16 protein-coding genes are annotated in these 19,169 nt (G+C 73.2%); 8 read left to right on the forward strand and 8 right to left on the reverse strand.

All coding sequences use genetic code 11. From position 1 onward, the window contains the following. Positions 1–10: 10 nt before the first annotated feature. Positions 11–1,507, reverse strand: a complete 1,497-nt coding sequence (gene mhpA / locus M8542_RS38760) for a bifunctional 3-(3-hydroxy-phenyl)propionate/3-hydroxycinnamic acid hydroxylase MhpA (RefSeq protein ID WP_257925337.1) — start codon at positions 1,505–1,507, stop codon at positions 11–13. Positions 1,508–1,719: 212 nt separating this feature from the next. Here mhpA and M8542_RS38765 point away from each other — a divergent pair, with 212 nt between their 5' ends. The 6 genes from M8542_RS38765 to M8542_RS38790 are packed head-to-tail and all read left to right on the forward strand — an operon-like array spanning position 1,720 to position 9,930. Next, positions 1,720–5,625, forward strand: a complete 3,906-nt coding sequence (locus tag M8542_RS38765; protein ID WP_257925338.1) for an amino acid adenylation domain-containing protein — start codon at positions 1,720–1,722, stop codon at positions 5,623–5,625. After that, positions 5,622–6,848, forward strand: a complete 1,227-nt coding sequence (locus M8542_RS38770; RefSeq protein ID WP_257925339.1) for a cytochrome P450 — start codon at positions 5,622–5,624, stop codon at positions 6,846–6,848. Before M8542_RS38765 ends, M8542_RS38770 begins: the two co-directional genes overlap by 4 nt. Next, positions 6,845–7,594, forward strand: a complete 750-nt coding sequence (fabG, locus tag M8542_RS38775) for a 3-oxoacyl-ACP reductase FabG (protein ID WP_257925340.1) — start codon at positions 6,845–6,847, stop codon at positions 7,592–7,594. Before M8542_RS38770 ends, fabG begins: the two co-directional genes overlap by 4 nt. A 30-nt stretch (positions 7,595–7,624) precedes the next feature. After that, positions 7,625–8,080, forward strand: a complete 456-nt coding sequence (locus M8542_RS38780) for a type II 3-dehydroquinate dehydratase (RefSeq protein WP_257925341.1) — start codon at positions 7,625–7,627, stop codon at positions 8,078–8,080. Between the two features lie 9 nt (positions 8,081–8,089). Next, on the forward strand, positions 8,090–8,845 hold the full coding sequence (locus M8542_RS38785; protein ID WP_257925342.1) for a thioesterase II family protein: 756 nt from the start codon (positions 8,090–8,092) through the stop codon (positions 8,843–8,845). After that, positions 8,842–9,930 (forward strand): glycosyltransferase, encoded by a 1,089-nt coding sequence (locus tag M8542_RS38790; protein WP_257925343.1) that lies wholly within the window; start codon positions 8,842–8,844, stop codon positions 9,928–9,930. Before M8542_RS38785 ends, M8542_RS38790 begins: the two co-directional genes overlap by 4 nt. A 117-nt stretch (positions 9,931–10,047) precedes the next feature. Here the strand turns inward: M8542_RS38790 and M8542_RS38795 are convergent, their stop codons facing one another. Genes M8542_RS38795 through M8542_RS38815 form a run of 5 tightly spaced genes read right to left on the reverse strand, consistent with a single transcriptional unit; the run spans position 10,048 to position 15,475 of the window. Next, entirely contained in the window at positions 10,048–10,884 is an 837-nt protein-coding gene (locus M8542_RS38795) for a TylF/MycF family methyltransferase (protein WP_257925344.1), read from the reverse strand. Then, the gene (locus M8542_RS38800) at positions 10,835–11,980 is read right to left on the reverse strand and encodes a class I SAM-dependent methyltransferase (protein WP_257925345.1); all 1,146 of its coding nucleotides are present in this window, start codon (positions 11,978–11,980) and stop codon (positions 10,835–10,837) included. Before M8542_RS38800 ends, M8542_RS38795 begins: the two co-directional genes overlap by 50 nt. Continuing rightward, entirely contained in the window at positions 11,977–13,179 is a 1,203-nt protein-coding gene (locus M8542_RS38805; protein ID WP_257925346.1) for a glycosyltransferase, read from the reverse strand. The genes M8542_RS38800 and M8542_RS38805 overlap by 4 nt, the downstream gene beginning before the upstream one ends. Next, on the reverse strand, positions 13,176–14,426 hold the full coding sequence (locus M8542_RS38810) for a 3-deoxy-7-phosphoheptulonate synthase (protein WP_257925347.1): 1,251 nt from the start codon (positions 14,424–14,426) through the stop codon (positions 13,176–13,178). Before M8542_RS38810 ends, M8542_RS38805 begins: the two co-directional genes overlap by 4 nt. After that, positions 14,423–15,475, reverse strand: coding sequence for a 3-dehydroquinate synthase family protein (locus tag M8542_RS38815; protein ID WP_257925348.1), 1,053 nt, complete (start codon positions 15,473–15,475; stop codon positions 14,423–14,425). Before M8542_RS38815 ends, M8542_RS38810 begins: the two co-directional genes overlap by 4 nt. Before the next feature lie 168 nt (positions 15,476–15,643). On the opposite strand from M8542_RS38815, the gene M8542_RS38820 reads away from it, so the two are divergent. Next, positions 15,644–16,321: a TetR family transcriptional regulator gene (locus M8542_RS38820; RefSeq protein WP_257925349.1), complete on the forward strand. Its 678-nt coding sequence runs from the start codon at positions 15,644–15,646 to the stop codon at positions 16,319–16,321. On the opposite strand, the gene M8542_RS38825 is transcribed toward M8542_RS38820, so the two are convergent. Beyond that, positions 16,314–17,126, reverse strand: a complete 813-nt coding sequence (locus M8542_RS38825) for an SDR family oxidoreductase (RefSeq protein WP_257925350.1) — start codon at positions 17,124–17,126, stop codon at positions 16,314–16,316. The genes M8542_RS38820 and M8542_RS38825 overlap by 8 nt on opposite strands. Positions 17,127–17,281: 155 nt before the next feature. On the opposite strand from M8542_RS38825, the gene M8542_RS38830 reads away from it, so the two are divergent. After that, positions 17,282–18,313, forward strand: a complete 1,032-nt coding sequence (locus tag M8542_RS38830) for an FkbM family methyltransferase (RefSeq protein ID WP_257925351.1) — start codon at positions 17,282–17,284, stop codon at positions 18,311–18,313. 8 nt (positions 18,314–18,321) lie between these two features. On the opposite strand, the gene M8542_RS38835 is transcribed toward M8542_RS38830, so the two are convergent. Further along, a partial coding sequence (locus tag M8542_RS38835; protein ID WP_257925352.1) for a vanadium-dependent haloperoxidase occupies positions 18,322–19,169 on the reverse strand: 848 nt, incomplete at its 5' end.

Raw genomic sequence — 19,169 nt, forward strand, 5'->3', positions numbered from 1 at the left:
CCGGGATCCCTCAGCCTGACGGGCGATGCGCACCCAGGCGCTCGAAGAACCCGGCCAGCAACGCGTTCGCGCCGCCGGCGGCCGCGGTGCCGTAGACGTGGTAGTCCGGCCGCACCAGCATCGACGCCGCGCCGCGCTCGCGCAGGTCGTCCGCGTACCCGCGGTCGGCCGCGTCGGGTCCGATGTGGACGATCGTGCCGCCGAGCCCGGCCAGCGTGGCGCGCTCGCTTTCGCCGATGGCTTCGGGCTTTTCGGTGGTGATGAGCACGAAGCCGGTCGCGATCAGGTCGTCGAGCCGGCCGGCGCCGAGCACGTCGCCGCCCCCGGGCTGGAGCAGCCCGGTGGTCAACGGCGTCGCCGCCGGCGGCCCGGTCCGGCGGCCACCGCCGTTGGCGACGATCGCCGCGTCGCGGTCGGCCGCGGCGGCCGGGTCGGTCACGCAGATGACCCGGCCGAGCTTGACCGAGGCGAGGACCGCGGCCTTGGTGTGGCCACGCCGCTCGAGTGTGTAGGTGTCGAGCAGCCGCTCGGCCACGCGGCCGCCGAGCACCAGGTCCAGCTTCCACGCCAGGTTGCTGACGTCGCGGATGCCCGAGCACATGCCCTGCCCGGCGAACGGCGGCATCAGGTGGGCCGCGTCCCCGGCGACCAGCACCCGGCCCTGCCGCCACTGCTGCGCCCACCGCGCGTGGGACCGGTAAACGCCGCTGCGCAACAGTTTCGCGTTCTCCGGCGTGACGCCGTGCGGGGCCAGCAGCCGCCACGCGGTTTCGGTGGTGTCGAGCTCGGCGGCGGATTCACCCGGCAGGCACATGAACTCCCAGCGGCGGCGGTCCCGCCCGCTCCCGACGAGCGTCGTCGGCCGGGCCGGGTCGCACAGCTGCAGGTTCGTCGGCACGAACTCGCGGGGCTCCTGCAGCTCGACGTCGCACAGCAGCCACTCGAAGGAGAACCCGAGGTCGGTCACCGGCACCGCGGCCAGTTCGGCCACGACGCTGTTCGCGCCGTCGCAGCCGACCAGCCAGCCGGCCCGGAAGGTGTGCGTGGCGCCGGTTTCGTCCTCGGCGATCGCGGTGACCTCGTTGTCGCCCTGCTCGAGGCCGACGACGGTCAGGCCGCGGCGGACCTCCACCGTCGGCCGGGCCGCGACCGCGGCGCCGAGCAGCTCCTCCAGCGCGGGCTGGTGCATCGTGTTGGCGTCGGGCCAGCCGTAGCGGCCGGTGTCGCCGAAGGCGATGTCCAGCAGGACGTCGCCGGCCGCGCCACGCCACTGGTAGCCGGTCGCCGGGACCGAGATCCGGGCCAGCCCGGCGCCGACGCCGGCCGCCGCCAGGAGGCGGGCGGTCTCCCCGTCGAAGCTGGTGGCCCGCGGCAGCCCGAAGACCTCGCGGTGGCGTTCGAGCACGAGCACCCGGTGGCCACGGCGGGCCAGCAGGCTCGCCAGCACCGCACCGCTCGGACCGCAGCCGACCACCAGCACGTCGGCGCGCGAAGTCAGGGAAGCCATGTCTCGCGACCCTACTGAGCCGGCCGGGCGCCCCCATCGCTCGCGCTGACAGTGCGGCGGAGATCGCGGGCCTACCACTGTCAAGGCGAGGGATCCGCGAGCGCGCACCCCCCACCTAGCGTTGCCCTGCACACCGTCAAGACGGCCTGGTCCGCGCCTGCGACCGGCCTCGCGGCCGAGCCGCGATCGTCGAGCTGCATTGGAGAGCACCGTTGCGGGGGCATGACCACTACGTCCGCCAGATCCTCGGCCGGCTCGACGCCGATCCTGCCGCCATTCCCGTCACGCTCGGAGACGAGCCCTTCTCGGCCGAGCGCCTCGCCCGGGCGATCCGCACGACCGCCGCGTGGCTGCGCGCGGCCGGCGCCGGCCGCGGCGACTCGGTCGCCGTGCTCACCAACCCGAACACACCGTCCACTTTGGTCTACCGGTACGCGGTGAACCTCGTGGGCGCGACCGCGGTCCACATCCGCGGCATCAACGCCGCGGACCCGCACGACGAGCTGGGCCCGCGCGTCCAGGCCGAGATCCTCGCCGATCTCCGGCCGGCGGTGCTCGCGGTGGACCAGGACAACCTCGAGCGGGGACGCTGGCTGCGCGCCACGGCCGGCTCGGAGTTCGCCCTCACCGCCCCCGGCCCCGCCGGGGCGGACGTGCTCGACGTGATCGCGACCCCGGAGACCCCGTTCGACGACGAGACGGCCGAGCGGCCGGAGATCGCCGTGGTGACGTTCACCAGCGGCTCGTCGGGCCGGCCGAAGGGCATCAGCTGGCCGTTCGCGGTCAAGAACGAAATGGCCGCGGCCGCCGAAGGGGCGCCGCCGGCGGTCTGCCTGGTCACCGGGTCGCTGACCCACTCCAGCGGGTTCTCCGCCGACGACGCGATCATCGCGGGCGGCAGTGTCGTGCTGCACCACGGGTTCGACGCCGAGGCCGTGCTGCGCGCCGTCGAACGGCACCGCGTCACCCGGCTCGTCCTCGCCTCACCCCAGGTCAACGAGCTCACCGAGCACCGCGCGTTCGACCACCACGACCGCGCCAGCCTGCGCGAGGTGTTCTACACCGGCAGCCCGGCCGCGCCGGAACGGCTGGCGGCCGCCGCCAAGTCGCTCGGCCCGGTGCTCCACCAGGTCTACGGCACGAGCGAAACCGGCATGATCAGCCTGCTCACCCCGCAGGACCACCTGGACCCCGACCTGCGCCGCACGGTCGGCCGGCCGCCGGCGAACGTCCGGATCACCATCCGCGACCCGCGTGACCACGACCGGGTCCTCCCGGCGGGCGTCGCGGGCGAGATCTGCTCGTCCGGTGGCTGGGCGATGAGCCACTACTGGAACGACCCGGAGCAGACCGCCCGGACCGTCCGCGACGGCTGGGTGCACACCGGGGACATCGGCCGGCTCGACGCGGCCGGGTACCTGACCCTGGAAGGCCGGCTCGGCGGTGTCCTCAAGGGACACGGCGTTCGCGTCTACCCGGAAGCGGTCGAGCGGGTGCTGCTCGAACACGCCGACGTCGCGCAGGCCGCGGTGTTCGGGCTCGAGGACGAAGACCACCTGGCGCTGGTGCACGCGGTCGTGACGCCGGCGTCCGGCTGCACGCCGCGTCCGGACGACCTGCGCGCATACGTGGCGGACGCCCTCGGTGACCGCCACGCCCCGATGGACATCGAGGTCCGGCCCGAGCTGCCCCTGCTGGGCGCGGCGAAGCCGGACCGGAACCTGCTGCGCGAGCAGGCGCTCGCCGCGCGGTTCTGGCAGTCGGCGCTGGCAGGCGTCGAGGGTGACTCCTTGCTGCGCGACCGGCTCGCCGGGCCGGGTGACGGCACCGCCGAAACGCTCGTCCGGCGGCTTCCGGAGTTCCCGGCCGCGGAGACCACGCTGTTCACGGCGTGGGCAGTGCTGCTGCACCGCCTGGGCACGGGTTCCCCGGTGGTCTTCGGGACCGGGGCCCACCCGCTGGTGGTGGCCGTCTCCCCCGACGACGAGATCGGCGCCGTGCTGACCCGCGTCGAGGCCGCGGTGACCGCTTCGGCCGGGCACGCCCGGCTGGGCCCGCGCGCGCGAGCCGAACTCGACGCCGCGGCGGACACGGTGTTCGACACCGCCGTCACCTTCGCCGACGCCGCAGGCACCCCGGCCACGGCCGAGCTGCGAGTCGGCCGTGAAGCGGGTGAGCTGGTCCTCACCCTGGTCACCGACCCGCGGCGGATCGGCGCGGAACCGGCCGAGCGGCTCCTCGACCTGGCCGTCCGCCTGGTCGACGCGGTCCGCGAGGCGCCGGACCAGCCCGTCAGCCTGCCGGACCTGCTCGACGCGGACACCCGGCACCTGGTCCTGACCGAGTGGAACTCGGCTCGGACCCCGCAGCCCGCCGCGACGCTGGGCCGGCTGTGGCAGGACGCGGCCGGCGAGCACGCCGAGCGGCCGGCGGTCGACGAAGCCGGTGTCGTGACGTCGTACGCCGAACTCGACGACCGGGCCGGGCGGCTCGCGGCGGCGCTGGCCGGCGCGGGGGCCGCGCCCGGAAAGCTGGTGGCGCTCATGCTGCCGCGCTCCCTGGACCTGATCACCGCGCTGCTGGCGACCGTCCGGACCGGCGCGGCCTTCGTGCCCGTCGACCCGGGCTACCCGCAGGAGCGGATCGCGGCCATGCTGGCCGACTGCGACCCGGTGGCGATCTGCACGACGACGTCGGCCGACCTGCCGCCGGAGCGCGAGTGGCCCCGCGTCCACGTCGACGACCCGGCCCCCGGAGCGGCACCGCGGGTCACCGCGGACCTGACCGATCCGGCGTACGTCATCTACACCTCCGGCACGACCGGGCGGCCGAAGGGTGTCGTGGTCACGCACACCGGGCTGGCGAACCTCGCCGCGACGAAGCGCGACGGCCTGGGCCTCGACAGCTCCGCGCGGATGCTGCAGTTCGCTTCGCCGAGCTTCGACGCGTTCGTCGCCGAGCTGATGGGCGCGTTCACCGCGGGCGCGACGGTCGTGGTGCCGCCGGCCGGGCCCCTGGCCGGGGATCCGCTGACGGCGGTGCTGACCGAGCGGCGGATCACCCACGCGATCCTCCCGCCGGTGGCGTTGTCCAGCATGGATCCCGCGGCGGTGCCCGGGCTCCGCGGCCTGATCAGCGCGGGCGAGGAGTGCCCCGCCGAGCTGGCCGCGCGCTGGTCGGCGAACCGCCGGATGGTCAACGCCTACGGGCCCACCGAAGTCACCGTCTGCGCGACGCAGAGCGACGCGCTGACCGGCGCCGGCCGGCCCCCGATCGGCCGGCCCATCGCCGGGGCCCGCGTCTACGTCCTCGGCCCCGGGCTGCGGCCGGTGCCACCCGGGTTCCGCGGCGAGCTCTACGTCGCGGGCTCCGGCGTCGCCCGCGGTTACCTCAACCGGCCCGAGCTGACGGCCGAACGCTTCCTCGTGGACCCGTTCGGCCCGCCCGAAAGCCGGATGTACCGCACCGGCGACGTCGCTTCCTGGCGTGGTGACGGCAACCTGGACTTCCACGGCCGGGCCGACGACCAGGTCAAGCTGCGCGGCTTCCGGATCGAGCCCCGCGAAGTGGCGGCGGTGCTCGAAGAGCTGCCCGAGGTCACCCGCGCGGTGGTCGGCGTGCGCGCGGACCGCGGCGGCCGGAGCCGCCTGGTCGCCTGGGTCGTGCCCGCCGACGGCGCGACACCCACCCGCGAGCACCTGCGTGAGCGGGCCGCCCTGCGGCTGCCGGAGCACATGGTGCCGACGGCGTTCGTCCTCGTCGGCGCGCTGCCGGTGACCCCGAACGGCAAGCTCGACCAGGCCGCCCTCCCCGAACCGGACGGCGCCGAATCCGACGGGCCGGCCACGCAAGCCCCGCGCACCCCCGCGGAGCGCGCGCTCGCCGCCATCCTCGGGGAGCTGCTGGGCGCCACCGACGTCGGCGTCGACAGCGACTTCTTCGCCCTCGGCGGGGACAGCATGCTGGCGATCTCGCTGATCCGGCGGGCCCGCGAAGCGGGGTTGGCCCTGTCCCCCAAGGAGATCATGGGCAACCCCACGCTCGGCGCCCTCGCCGCGGTGGCGACCTCGTTGCCGACCTCGTCCACCCCGACTCCTCCCGTGGAAGGCCGCAAATGACCCGCCCCGTCGTGAATCCCGACCTCCTCGACTCCCTCGACCTCGCGGATCCGGTGCTGCACGCCGAAAACGAGCTCTCCGAGGTGTGGCGCCGGCTCCGTGAAGAGCGGCCGCACTACTGGCACCCGCCGAAGGGCGACCAGCCCGGCTTCTGGGTGTTCACCCGCCATGCCGACGCGATGACGGTCTACAAGGCCAAGGAGTACTTCACCACCGAGGGCGGCAACGCGCTGGCGACGCTGCTCACCGGCGGCGACTCGGCGTCCGGCTCGATGCTCGCGGTGACCGACGGCGAAAAGCACACTCAGCTGCGCAACGTGCTCAACGCGGCGTTCTCCCCGCGCCGGCTCAAGACCATCCGCGACGCGATCCGGGCCACCATCGACGACCTGATCCTGGGCGCGATCGAGAAGGGCGAGTCCGACTTCGTCCACGACGTCTCGGCGAGCGTCCCCCTGGGCGCGATCTGCGGCCTGATGGACGTGCCCGAGGCCGACCGCCGCCACCTGCTGAGCCTCACCTCGCACGCGTGGAGCTCCGACTACGCCGACGCCCCGCCGCAGGAGAGCTGGGAGGCCAAGAGCGAGATCCTGCTCTACTTCGCCGACCTGGCGCACACCCGCCGCGGCAGCAACGACTCCGACGACGTCGTCAGCCTGCTGGCCAACTGCCACGTCGGCGACAAGCCGCTGAGCGACGCGGACCTGATGTCCAACTGCTACGGGCTGATGATCGGCGGCGACGAAACCGGCCGGCACGCCATCTCCGGTGGCATGCAGGCGCTGATCGAGTGGCCGGACCAGTGGCAGGCGCTCAAGGACGGCACCGTCGGCCTCGACACCGCGGCCAACGAGGTGCTGCGCTGGACCGTGCCGTCGCTGCACGGCGGCCGGATGGCCACCGGCGACACCACGGTGAACGGCCAGCAGGTCAAGAAGGGCGACATCGTCAGCGTCTGGATCTCTTCGGCCAACCGGGATCCCGAGGTCTTCGCCGACCCGGACCGGTTCGTCCTGGACCGCAAGCCGAACAAGCACCTCACCTTCGCCTTCGGCTCGCACATCTGCCTGGGCCACACGCTGGCGCGCATCGAGGTGGAGGAGATCCTCGACTCGCTGCGCACGCACGTGGCGTCCGCGGAGCAGACCGGCGAGGAGAGCTGGATCTACTCCAGCATCCTGCACGGCATGAGCTCCCTGCCGGTGAAGCTGACGCCGGCGTGAACCGGGTAGCCATCGTCACCGGCGCGGCCCGGGGCATCGGCGCCGCGGTGGCGCGCCGGCTGGTCGAGGACGGCGTCGGCGTCGCCGTTCTCGACCTCGACCCGGTGGCCGCCAAGAGCGCCGCCGCCGAGCTCGAACGGGCCGGCGGGCAGGCCATCGCGGTCGGCGTCGACGTCAGCGACGCCGATTCGGTCGGCGAGGCGGTCGAGGAGGTCGCCGAGAAGTTCGGGCTGCCCGGCATCCTGGTGAACAACGCCGGTGTCACGCGGGACAACATGCTCTACGCCCTCTCGCCCGCCGACTGGGACCAGGTCGTCAACGTGAACCTGCGCGGCACGTTCCTGATGACGCAGGCGGTCGCCGAGCACATGGCCAAGCTCGGCTGGGGCCGGGTGGTGAACCTCTCGAGCATCGCCGCGGTCGGCAACGCCGGCCAGGCCAACTACTCGGCGGCGAAGGCTGGCATCGAGGGCCTGACCAAGACCACGGCCTTCGAACTCGGCCCGCTGAACGTCACGGTCAACGCCGTGGCGCCCGGGTACGTGGCCACCGAGATGACCGCGGCCCTGGCGGCCCAGGCGGGCGCCACGGTCGAGGAGCACCAGGCGCGGGCCGCGGCCACGATCCCGCTGCGGCGGGTCGGGCAGCCCGAGGACATCGCCGAAGTGGTGGCCTTCCTGGCGAGCGACCGCGCGTCGTTCGTGTCCGGCCAGGTCATCCACGTCGCCGGCGGGCCGGTCTGCTGACTCACCCCTTCGCGTAAGGAGATTCACCTCGTGACCACCGTGCTCCTGCTCAACGGGCCCAACCTCGGGATCCTCGGCGACCGCGAACCGGAGATCTACGGCTACGACACCGTGGACGACATCGCGAAGGCCGTCGCCGAGGAGGTGGCCGAGGCCGGTTGGGAGGTCGTCCCGATCCAGGACGACCACGAAGGCAACCTGGTCCAGGCGGTGCACGCGCACCGGAAGTCGACCGTCGGCGCGATCGTCAACCCGGGCGCGCTGATGATGGCCGGCTGGAGCCTGCGCGACGCACTCGCCGCCTACCCCGCGCCGTGGATCGAGGTGCACCTGAGCAACGTCTGGGCGCGCGAGCAGTTCCGCCACGAGTCGATCCTGGCCCCGCTGGCCGGCGGGGTCGTCGTCGGCCTCGGCGCGTTCGGCTACCGCCTGGCCGCCCGCGCCCTGCTGCACCTGTGTGACGCCCAGCCCGCACACCGAAGCTAGAGGAGACCCATGTCGGAGTCATCGGCGCTGTTCCGGACCTGGCTGCGCCGCTTCCGCCCGGCCGACGACGCGGCGACGGCGCTGGTCTGCCTGCCGCACGCGGGCGGGTCGGCCAGCTTCTACTTCCCGCTCGCGCGGGCGCTGGCCCCCGCGATCGACGTGCTGGCCGTGCAGTACCCGGGCCGTCAGGACCGCCGCCACGAGCCGAACATCGACAGCCTCGGCGAGCTGGCCGACCGCGTCGCCGACGCGGTGGCGCTGCTGGACGGCCAGCCGGTCGTCCTGTTCGGCCACAGCATGGGCGCGTTGCTGGCCTACGAAGTCGCGCTGCGGATGGGGGACGCCGGGCCGGCGCACCTGTTCGCCTCGGGCCGCCGGGCGCCGTCGCGGTACCGGGACGACCGGTTCCACCTGATGTCCGACCGCGACGTCCTGGCCCACGTCCGCCGGCTCGGCGGGCCCGGTTCGGAGCTGCTCGACGACCCGGAGATCCAGTCGATGGTGCTTCCGTTGTTCCGCAACGACTACCGCGCGGTGGAGACCTACCGGCACGACCCGGTCGCCGTCCTGGACTGCCCGGTCACGGTGCTCAACGGCGACCGCGACACGCTGGTGTCGTCGGAGGAGGCGCAGGCCTGGGCCGGGCACACGAGGGGGCCGTCCGACATCGTGGTGCTGCCCGGCGGGCACTTCTACCTGGCCGACCACACCGAGCGGATCGCGCAGCTCCTGCGCGGCCGCCTGTCCGTTCCTTCGCTGCCATGAGGATCCTGTTCGGGGCCAACCCCGCTACGGGCCACGTCCTGCCCCTGCTGCCGCTGGCGGACGCGGCGGCCGAGGCGGGTCACGACGTCGCGTTCCTGACCGCGTCGTCGATGACGCCGCACCTCGGCGGCCGCCGCCTGCTCGCGGCCGGGCCGCCCCTACCCGAGGTCATCACGGAGAACCTGCGGCGCGTCGGCTCGGCCCGCACGCTCGGCCCGGGAGCCGCGGAGCTGCTGGCGGGCACCAGAGTCGACCTCACGTGGGACGAAGCGCTCGCGGAGGCGGCGCGGCACGAGCCGGACCTGCTGGTGGGCGAAGAGCTGGACGTGGTGATCCCGCTGCTGGCGGCCCACTTGGACGTCCCGTGGGCGGAACACGCGGTCTGCGCGCCGATGCCACCCGAGTTCACCGAGCCGTTCCGAGCCCGGGCCGACGGCCAGCACGCGTCGCGCGCCCTGAAGCCCCGAGACCGGCTCGCGGTGCTGGACCCGTTCCCGGACTCCCTGCGCCGGCCGGCGGACACCGCGGTGCCGCCGGACCGGATCCCGATCCGCCCGGACGGGACGGCGGGGCAGTCCACCGGCCACCCGGTCCCACCGCGTCCGGAGGGCATGCCCCGCGCGCTGGTGACGATGGGCACGAGCGTCAACGATCCGGCCCTGGTGTCGGCGATCGCCGAGTCGGTCGCGAAAGCGGGTTTCGACGTACTGGTCACGGCGGCGCCGGACCGGGTGCGCACGGGCCCGCGGGTGCACGCGATCGGCTTCACACCACTGCGGACGTTGCTGCCGGAAGTGGATGTGGTGATCGGCGCGGCGGGCACCGGGACGTTGCTGGCCACGCTGGCGGCGGGGGTGCCGACGGTGCTGTACCCGGTGCTGGCGGACCAGCCGTCCAACGCGGCACGAGCGGAGGAGCGCGGCGCGGCACGGACGATCGCGGACGCGACCTGGGCGGGAGCAGCGGCACGGCGGGTGTTCGAGAAGCCCTCGTTCGGCCGGGCGGCTCGTGAGGTGGCGGCGGAGATCGCGGCGATGAACTCACCGGCACAGGCCCTGACCGCACTACTCGCCCGCCATCCCTGACGCCCCAATGTGGCGTTGGGTGCGTCCAACGCACCCAATGTGGCGTTCGGTGCATCCAACGCACCCAACGCCACATTGGGGCGCTTGAGAGCCGGGGCCTCGGCCGACCTCGGACCGCTAGCCCCGCCGCCAGAACACTCCGGAGCCGTCGATCTCCCGGATCTCGTCCACGATCCCGTGCTCCGCGCGGAACTCGTCCACCGCCCGCCGGCACCCCTCGATCATCCGGTAGTCGTCCACGATCACGAACCCACCCGGCGACAGCTTCGGGTACAGGTTCACCAATGCGTCCATTGTGGACCCGTACCAGTCGCCGTCCATGCGCAGCACCGACAGGCGGTCGATCGGGGCCTTCGGGAGGGTGTCGGCGAACCAGCCCGGGAGGAACCGCACCTGGTCGTCGAGCAGGTCGTAGCGGCGGAAGTTCTCCTGGACCTCTTCGAGGCTCACCGACAGCACCGTGTCGTTGACCGCGGCGAGGTCGAACCGGCCCGCCACCGGGCCGTCGATCCGTTCCGGCGCCGGCAGTCCCTCGAACGAGTCCGCCACCCACACCGTGCGATCGGTGCGGCCGTGCGCGGCGAAGAAACCGCGCATGAAGATGCACACCCCGCCGCGCCAGGCGCCGGTTTCGATCACGTCGCCCGGGATCTCTTCCGCCAGCACGCGGTCCAGGCACTCGTGCAGGTTGTCGAGGCGGTGGCGGCCCACCATCGTGTGCGCCACCGTCGGCCAGTCCACGCCCGTCTCGCGGGCTTCGACGTCGAACTCGAGTGCCTGCCCGCCGAGGCCGCCGCCCGGCAGCCGCTTGCCGTCCGGCTGCACCTTGAAGCTCGCGAACGACCGGTCGCGGTAGATGGTGTTCAGCAACGTCCGCTTCAGGAGGTCGAGGTACCGGTGCGTGCTATCGAGGGTCGATGCCGAACCGGCGTAGCCATGCGGGGCCGCACTCATCGTTGACCTCTTTCCTGATGAAGGCGATGTTGTGGTAGAAGTGCAGCTCGGTGACGTTCCGTTCAACGGCGGTGCTGCCCAGCCGGTGTTCCTGGTGGTGCAGGCCGTCGATGAGGGTCTTGAGCTTGCTCACCGTCGTCGCGCCGGTGCCGTCGGGTGTGCCGCCGAACCGCGTCCAGTAGGACGACTGCAGGTCCTCGATGACGTAGAGGCCGCCGTCGCGCACGTGCGGGAACAGCGCGTCGAACGAGGTGAGCACGTGGTCGTTCCGGTGGCTGCCGTCGTCGATGACGATGTCGAACGGGCCGTGCTCGGCCGCGAGCCGGGCCAGGAACTCCGGGTCGTTCTGGTCGCCGCGGAACGTGCGGATCCGGCTCCCCGTCACCTTCTTCTCGGTGATGTCCACCCCGAACACCAGGCCACGCGGGAAGTAGTGCTGCCACATGTGCAGCGAGCCACCCTCGTAGCCCGAGTCGCCGAAGCCGCCGATGCCGATTTCGAGCAGCCGCACGGGTTCGTCCCGCCAGGGCCCGAAGTGCCGCGCGTAGTGCGGGGTGTACCAGTGCGCGCTGCCCCACTTGTCGGAGCCGAAGCGCACGGCGAGGTCCTCGAGCGCCGGTGCCTGCCGGACGCCGAGCAACGCCTGGGTGGCGCGCCCGATCGGCGGCCGCGGATCGTTGTCCGGGGTGAGCCGCGGTGCGTCGCGCCCCGGCAGCTCGGGGTTCTCCGGCAGCATGCGGTGGGTCCAGCGCGCGGACTCCCGCAGGTGCGCGGGGCCGAACAGCAGCCGCACCAGGTGCACCAGCGAGATGCCGACGCGGGCGGCGGCCGCGGCCGGGACACCCGGCGTGGCCGTCATCCCGGCCGGGCCGAACACGAAACCGTGGTCGCGGGACTCGTCGCGCCAGTCCAGCCGGACGTGCAGCGCCAGCTCTTCGGGCAGCGAGAGCGGCGCGCAGCGGTCGGCCCATTCGGTGAACAGGCAGGCGGCGGCGTCCGCGAAGCCGATCTGATCCACAGCCGCGAAGACGTCGGCCTCACTGCCCGCCGCGACGGCGACCAGCGGCTCGACGGCCTTGAAGTGCTCGGAGCTCACGACGAGGCCAGCTCGGGCAGCCGCGCCGCGACTTCCGCGGGACTCGGCATGGCGGCGATCTCCTCGGCGACGGCCTTGGCCGCCTGCCGGACGTCGGTGTCGTGCAGCAGCTCGCCGGCCGCCTCGGCGACGGCCGCGGCGGCGACGACGTCGGAGCGGCGGCGGTCGTCGACCCGTTCGACGCCCTCGGGCAGCAACGTCCGCCCGGCGCCGGCCGCGGACACCGCGCCGGCGTTGAGGAACATGTCGAACGCCACCGGCAGGAACAGCTGGGGCACCCCGGCGGCGGCCGCGCCCAGGCTGGTCCCGGAGCCGCCGTGGTGCACGGCCAGGTCGACCAGCGGCAGGACGTCCGCCTGCGGCACCCAGCGTTCGAGGTGGACGTTCGCGGGCAGCTCGCCGAACTCGTCGACCGAAACCTTCGGCCCGGCGGCGGCCACCAGCACGTCGACGTCCAATGTGGACAACCCGTCGACGGCGGCGCGCAGGGCGGGCACCGTGCCGACCACCGTGCCCAGCGTCAGGTAGACCAGCGGCCGCTTCCGCTCGGCCGTGACGATCGCCGGCAGCTCGCCGGGCTCGCTGAACTGCACCGGCCGCAGCGGCACCCGGGCCGGGTAGGCCGCGAAACTCGGCTCCTGCAACGAAGGCGGGCAGATGTCCAGGTAGTGGTCGCCCCGGAAGTACTCCTCGGGCAGCTCCGCGCCGATTTCGCCGGCGACCTTGCGCAGCAGTTCCATGCAGCGCTTCCGCCACTGCTCGCCCCGGTCGACCGCCCCGGCCCGGCCGAACGAGTGGCACACGGCGGGAATGCCCAGGCGGCGCGCGGCCAGCCCGGCGCCCGGGTTGCCCACTTCGTACACCACCAGGTCGGGCCGTTCGGCGCGCAGCACCGGCAGCAGGTCGGTGGCGAACCGGCGGGGAAGCACCTCGTTGAACGTGCGGACCTCGGGTTCGAGCCACTCCTGCCAGGGCAGCTTCCCGATCTCCGCCTCGGTCTCCGCGAACACCTCGGCGAAGGCCGCGCGGATCGGCATGCCGACCGTCGCGACGGGGAACCCGAGCTGGTGCAGCATCGGGTGGATCTGCTCGTCGGTGGCGTAGAGGACGTCGTGCCCGGCGTCCCGGGCGGCGAGGGCCAGCGGCACCAACGGGTAGGCGTGCCCGAAGGCGGACAGGTTGGAGAAAACGATCTTCACAGTGACCTCCCGTTGCGGAGCCCGGTCGTCCGGGACCGCGCGACCAGTTCCGCGACCGAGTGGGCGAGCCCCATCGCCTGCCCGGCGTTCAGGCGGGGGTCGCAAGCCGTCTCGTACCGGGCCGGCAGGTCCGCCTCCGCGATGGCCGGGGCCCCGCCGAGGCACTCGGTGACGTCGTCGCCCGTGACCTCCACGTGGATGCCGCCCGGATGGGTGCCCAGCTGCCGGTGCACTTCGAAGAAGCCGGTGAGCTCGTCGACGATCCGCCGGAAGTGGCGCGTCTTGTAGCCGTTCGCCGACAGGTAGGTGTTGCCGTGCATGGGATCGCACTGCCAGATCACCGAAGAGCCGGAGGCGGTGACCTTTTCGACGATCGGCGGCAGCACCTCCCGGACCAGGGCGTGCCCCATCCGGCTGACCAGCGTGACGCGCCCGGGCTCGCCGTGCGGGTCGAGCCGGCGCACGTATTCGACCGCCTGCTCCGGGGTCGTCGACGGGCCGATCTTGACGCCGATGGGGTTGGCCAGCAGCTCCGCGAACGCGATGTGGGCGCCGTCGAGCTGGCGGGTGCGCTCGCCGATCCACAGGAAGTGGCCCAGCCCGCTGGCCAGGCGCGGCTCCGGCCCGGTGGTGTCCACCCCCAGCTGCGAGCGTTCGTAGTCGAGCAGGAGCGCCTCGTGGCTGACGTAGATGTCGCCTTCGTCCGCGCCGCTGCGGCGGAACTCGCGCACGAGCGCCATCGTCTCGGCGGCGCCGGCGTGCGCGCGCAGCATCCGGTCGGGGTCGGGGGTCCGCGCCGCGGCCGTGGCTTCGGCCGAGTTGACCATGTCGCCGCGGTAGACGGGCAGGCCGTGCGCGTCGACGGTCTGGGACCGGGGCTTGGCGTACTGGCCGGCCATCCGCGCGATCTTGACGACCGGCAGCCCGGCCCGCTGTGCGAGCACCCCGGCCATCCGCGCCAGCGTCCGGAGGTTGCCGCGCTGGTGTGCTTCGGTGTTGTCGGCGAAGGTCTCGGCGCAGTCGCCGCCTTGCAGCAGGAAGGCCTCGCCGCGAGCGACCGCGGCCAGCTGCCGGGACAGCCGCGCGGTCTCCTCCGGCGTGACGATCGGCCCGGCCCGGCCCAGGGCCGCCACGACGTCCCGGGCCCGGCGCGGATCGCGCCAAAGCGGTTGCTGCGCCGCCGGTTTGCGCAACGCCGCGGCCAGCCGCCCGGCGAGGACGCCGTCCAGCGGGTGAATGTGGGTCATCGACGAACCCCAGCCGACGGTCCGACGAGGTCGGCGACGGGCGTTCGCGGCATCCGCGCCAGCACGTCCGCGACCACCTCCGGCGCGACGTCGTCCACCAGCGCCGCGCCGTCCGGTCCGTCGAGGACGAACGCGAGCCCGTGGATCGCCTTCTTGTCGTGGCGCATCAACCGGATCAGGTCGGCGGTCTCGGCTTCGGCCGGCAGGGCGGTGGGCAGCCCGTAGTGCCGCACGACGTCGAGGTGCTCGGCGACCCGGTCCGGTCCGATGCGGCCGAGGGCGCCGGCGAGCCGGCCGGCGAAGACCGTGCCGATGGCCACCGCCTCGCCGTGGCGGACGGCGTAACCCGACGCCTTTTCCACCGCGTGGCCCAAGGTGTGGCCGTAGTTGAGGAGGTGCCGCAGGCCGGTGTCGCGCTCGTCCGCCTCGACGATCCGGGCCTTGAGGGTCACGCTGGCGGTGATCTGCTCGGGCAGGGTGCGCCCCCGCAGGTCCGGCGCGCCGATGAAGTGGCAGCGGGCGATCTCGCCGAGCCCGCTCAGCATTTCCCGCCGCGGCAGGGTCGCCAGGTAGTCGGTGTCGCACAGCACCGCGCTGGGCTGCCAGTACGCGCCGGCGAGGTTCTTGCCGGCGGGCAGGTTCACCGCCGTCTTCCCGCCGACGCTGGCGTCCACCTGGGCCAGCAGCGAAGTGGGCAGGTGGATCACCCGCACGCCTCGGTGGTACAGCGCGGCCGCGAGCCCGACGACGTCGGTGGTGGTGCCGCCGCCGCACGAGACGACGACGTCGGACCGGGTCAGCCCGAACCGGGCGAACTCGCCGCACAGCGCCTCGACAGTGGCGAGCGTCTTGTCGTGTTCGCCGTCCCGGGCGGGCAGCACGAGGCTGGGCACGCCGGGATCGGGCACCGACTCCGGTGGGCGAGCCGAGACGACGACGGCGCGCTCGGCGCCGAGCCGCCGGATGATCCCGGCGAGCGCCGTCCGCACGCCCGGACCGATGAGCACGTCGTACGAATGGTCCCTCAGCCGCAGAGAAACCGTGGTCATCCTGTCCCCTTCGGCCGCCTGCGTTCCGTCCGCCTGGTCAGTTTTGCCGCCGTCGCCGCGGCCAACCATCACCAACGTGAGTAGAAGTCCCGGCGGTCGGTTTCAGCTTCAGTTGCGGCAAAGATTCGGTGGCAGAAGTTTTTCCACGACTGCAGTAGACTGCCGCGCATGACCGGACCGGAGCAGACCAGAGGTGAGGGACTCCGCGAGCGCAAGAAGCGGCTCATGCGGCACCAGCTGGCCAGCACGGCGGCGAAGATGTTCCTGGAGCGCGGCTTCGACTCGGTGCGGGTCGCCGAGGTGGCCGAGGCCTGCGGAGTGTCGGAGAAGACCGTCTTCAACTACTTCCCGACCAAGGAAGCGCTGGTCCTCGACCGTCTCGAAGGGACGGTGACGGCGCTGCGCACGGAGCTGGCCGACCCGGACACTTCGCCGGCCGAGGGCGCACTGCGCATCCTCACCGCGGAGCTGGACGACATGCAGGCGTCGCTCAGCGCGGCCGAGGACCGGGCCGTGGCGATCGCCGCGCACCGGCGCTTCGGTGACCTGATCCGCGCCACGCCGTCCCTGCGCGCGCACCGCAACGACATGACGGACCGCTTCATCAGCGTGGCCGCGGAGGTGCTGGCCGCGCGGGCCGGGTGCGCGGTGGACGACCCGGAGCCGCAGATCGTGGCCGCCGCGCTGATCGGGCTGTGGCGCGTGCAGTTCTACAGCCTGCGCCGGCACCTCCACGCGGACAGCGCGCCGGAGGAGATCCACCGCGCGGTGATGGCGGACGTCCGGCGCGCGGCCGAGCTCATCGAGCCCGGCCTAGGCTCCTTCAGCGCCGTCGGGGTCAGCTGAACGCCTCGACGTGGTCCTGCGCCCACTCCCGGAAGGAGCGGGCCGGCTTCCCGGTGACCTCCTCGACGGTGGACGTCACGACGACCTCCGCGCCCAGCGCCGCGGTCATCGCCCGGACGTAGAACTCGGGCAGCTTCGGCTCGGCGTCCTCCGGGGCGAGGTCGACGACCTCGATCTCCCGCCCGACGGCCGCGCCGATCGCCTCGATGTGCTCCTGCTGGCTGAGGGCCTGCGGCCCGGTCAGCCAGTAGGCCTGGCCTTCGTGGCCTTCGCCGGTCAGGGCGCGGACGGCGACGTCGGCGATGTCACGCTCGTGGATGGTGGCCGTCCGCACCTGCAGGAACGGGATCCGCAGCACTTCCCCGGCCCGGACCTTCGGCCCCCAGTGCAGCTGCTTCGAGGCGAACGTGGTCGGCCGCAGGAAGGTCCAGCCGAGCCCGGACGCCTGCAGGGCTTCCTCGACGGCGGCGTGCAGCTGCCCGGCCCGGCTGTTGCGCGCGGCGGGCTCGACGACAGCGGTGGAGGACAACAGGACGACGTGCTGCACGCCGGCTTTTTCCGCGGCGCCGACGAAGTCCCCGATGCGCTCGGGGTTGGCGTACAGAAAGACTTTTTCGACGCCTTCGAGCGCCGCGGGCAGGGACGCGGGCTCGCCGAGGTCGAGCCGCACCACCTCGACGCCTTCGGGCCCCCCACCGGGTTTCGGCGTCCGGCTGGTGCCCCGGACCTCGGCCCCGGCAGCCACCAGCCCGGCCGCGACCTGGCTGCCGACGTTGCCGTACGCGCCGATGACAAGAACGGGCATGGTCTCTCCCCCAGGGTCGACGGACGTTTCAGACGAATCGCCGCCAACCTATTGTATCTATAAAATTTCAGCAACGGCATGTTTCCGCCCGCCGCAAGGTTCGCCCGCGGCGCGCTCTAGGGTCGGGCTCTCGCTGCTGTCGTCTTGGAGGTCTCGTGGCGCGGGTCGTTCCCGAGGTGGCCGGTTTCGAGCCGGCGCTGGCCCGGCGGATGCGGGCGACCGCGGGGTGCCCGGACGCGGACGGCATCCCCAAGGTCGAGCACGCCGGCGAAAGCCGCGACCACGAGGGCGGGCGGGTGCAGGTCATGCACAACGGCCTGCTCGTCGAGGAAGGCGGCTACTACGGCGCCTGGATGACCGAGATCATCCGCGTGCTGCGCGGCCACCACGAACCGCAGGAAGAACTGGTCTTCCACCGGATCGTCGAGCGGCTGGCCGCCGACGGCGGCGACCCGGTCATGCTCGAGTTCGGCAGCTTCTGGACGTACTACGGCCTCTGGTTCTGCCACGCTTTCCCGACTGGCCGCGCCGTCGCCCTCGAACCGGATCCCGCCTACCTCGAGGTCGGCCGCCGCAACGCCGCGCTCAACGGCTACGGCGACCGCGTGCGGTTCGTCCAGGCCGCGATCGGCGACCGGCCCGGGGAACCGCTGGCCTTCGCGGCCGAGAGCGACGGCCGGACGTACACCGTCGCCCAGCACGACCTCGCGTCCCTGCTGGCCGCAATGGATCTTCCCCGGGCCGATCTCGTCCTGGCGGACGTCCAGGGCGCCGAGACCCTCCTGCTCGACCGCGCCCGCGGCGACCTCGAAGCGGGCCGGGTGCGGTTCCTGGTCGTCTCGACGCACCACCACACGATCTCCGGTGACCCGCTCACCCACCAGAACGCCCTCCGGACCCTGCTCGACGCCGGCGCCCACGTCATCGCGGAGCACTCCGTCGGCGAATCTTTCAGCGGCGACGGCCTCATCGCGGTCTCCTTCGACCCGCGGGACGAGGACTTCACCGTCGCCGTCAGCCACGCCCGCCACCGCGAGTCGCTGTTCGGCGAACTCGAGCACGACCTCGCCGCCGCGCTGGCGGCACGCGCCGAAGCCGAGCGTGCCTGGCAGTCCGCCGACGGCTACGCCAAGCACCTCGAACAGGAGCTGGCGCGGGCGGTGGCCCAGCTCGACGCCCGCGCCTGAGGGGTTCCTCACGACCGGAGCACGAACTCCGCCACGTCGAGCCCCAGCTGCCGGCCGGCTTCGTGGTCGAGCCGGGTGTGCACGCCCGCCACGATCCGGCTGAGCCCGGCCTCGTCGGCGACCGCCTGGAACGTCCCGAACCGCCGGACCACGCCGGGCAGCGCTTCCGAGCTCACCGCGAGCGGCCACCGCGGCCCGTACTCCTGCCGCAGCACCAACGCCCCCGCCTGCGAAATCACGCTGTGCGCGCCGGGATAGGCCGGGTCGGCCGGCGTCGTCGCCAGGCTCGACCAGTCCGCGATCGCCTCGGTGGCCGGGTTTCCGTCGTCGCCGGCCAGGCGGACCGCCGTGAGCGGGCGCCAGATCCCGTAGTGGTACTTCGCTTCGTAGAACGCGATCACCGCGTCCGCGAACGCCAGGTTCAGCCGCGCGAACACCCGCGCCGCGCCCACCAGCCCGCTGCGTGAGCCACCCACCACCGATTGGGCGATCTCGTTCCAGTAGTTCCAGATCGGCGCCGCCCAGAACTTGGCCTGCTCCGTCCCGTCGGCGGTGCGGGTGGTGCTCGTGTCCCGCCCGGCCGCCGCGACTTCGTTCAGCGCCTTCGCGTACCGCGCGCTCGCCAACGCCGGGTACGGGCCCGGGCGGAACCGGTCCGCGCGGTCCAGCACGAACGGCGTCACCGCGCCCCAGTGCGTGAACGCGGCGGGCGCGAAGGCGGGCGGCGTCGGCCGGTACTGGCCGGGCCGGGTGCCCGGCGGGCGCACCGGCGGGACGGCCGCCGAGCCGTCGCCGGTGCGCAGGCCCAGCAGCAGCCGGGCGACCAGCTGCCCGGCCCGCACGCCGGCGTCGCGCG

Origin of the sequence: Amycolatopsis iheyensis, from assembly GCF_024703995.1 — a bacterium.
In the GTDB taxonomy this organism is placed as follows: domain Bacteria; phylum Actinomycetota; class Actinomycetes; order Mycobacteriales; family Pseudonocardiaceae; genus Amycolatopsis; species Amycolatopsis iheyensis.

Bases quoted from the DNA above. Each gene is read 5' to 3' on its own strand.
- M8542_RS38795 (WP_257925344.1), bottom strand. From the start codon at position 10,884: ATGAGTGCGGCCCCGCATGGCTACGCCGGTTCGGCATCGACCCTCGAT.
- mhpA (WP_257925337.1), bottom strand. From the start codon at position 1,507: ATGGCTTCCCTGACTTCGCGCGCCGACGTGCTGGTGGTCGGCTGCGGT.
- M8542_RS38770 (WP_257925339.1), top strand. From the start codon at position 5,622: ATGACCCGCCCCGTCGTGAATCCCGACCTCCTCGACTCCCTCGACCTC.
- M8542_RS38790 (WP_257925343.1), top strand. From the start codon at position 8,842: ATGAGGATCCTGTTCGGGGCCAACCCCGCTACGGGCCACGTCCTGCCC.
- M8542_RS38825 (WP_257925350.1), bottom strand. From the start codon at position 17,126: ATGCCCGTTCTTGTCATCGGCGCGTACGGCAACGTCGGCAGCCAGGTC.
- M8542_RS38820 (WP_257925349.1), top strand. From the start codon at position 15,644: ATGACCGGACCGGAGCAGACCAGAGGTGAGGGACTCCGCGAGCGCAAG.
- M8542_RS38810 (WP_257925347.1), bottom strand. From the start codon at position 14,426: ATGACCCACATTCACCCGCTGGACGGCGTCCTCGCCGGGCGGCTGGCC.
- M8542_RS38815 (WP_257925348.1), bottom strand. From the start codon at position 15,475: ATGACCACGGTTTCTCTGCGGCTGAGGGACCATTCGTACGACGTGCTC.
- M8542_RS38785 (WP_257925342.1), top strand. From the start codon at position 8,090: ATGTCGGAGTCATCGGCGCTGTTCCGGACCTGGCTGCGCCGCTTCCGC.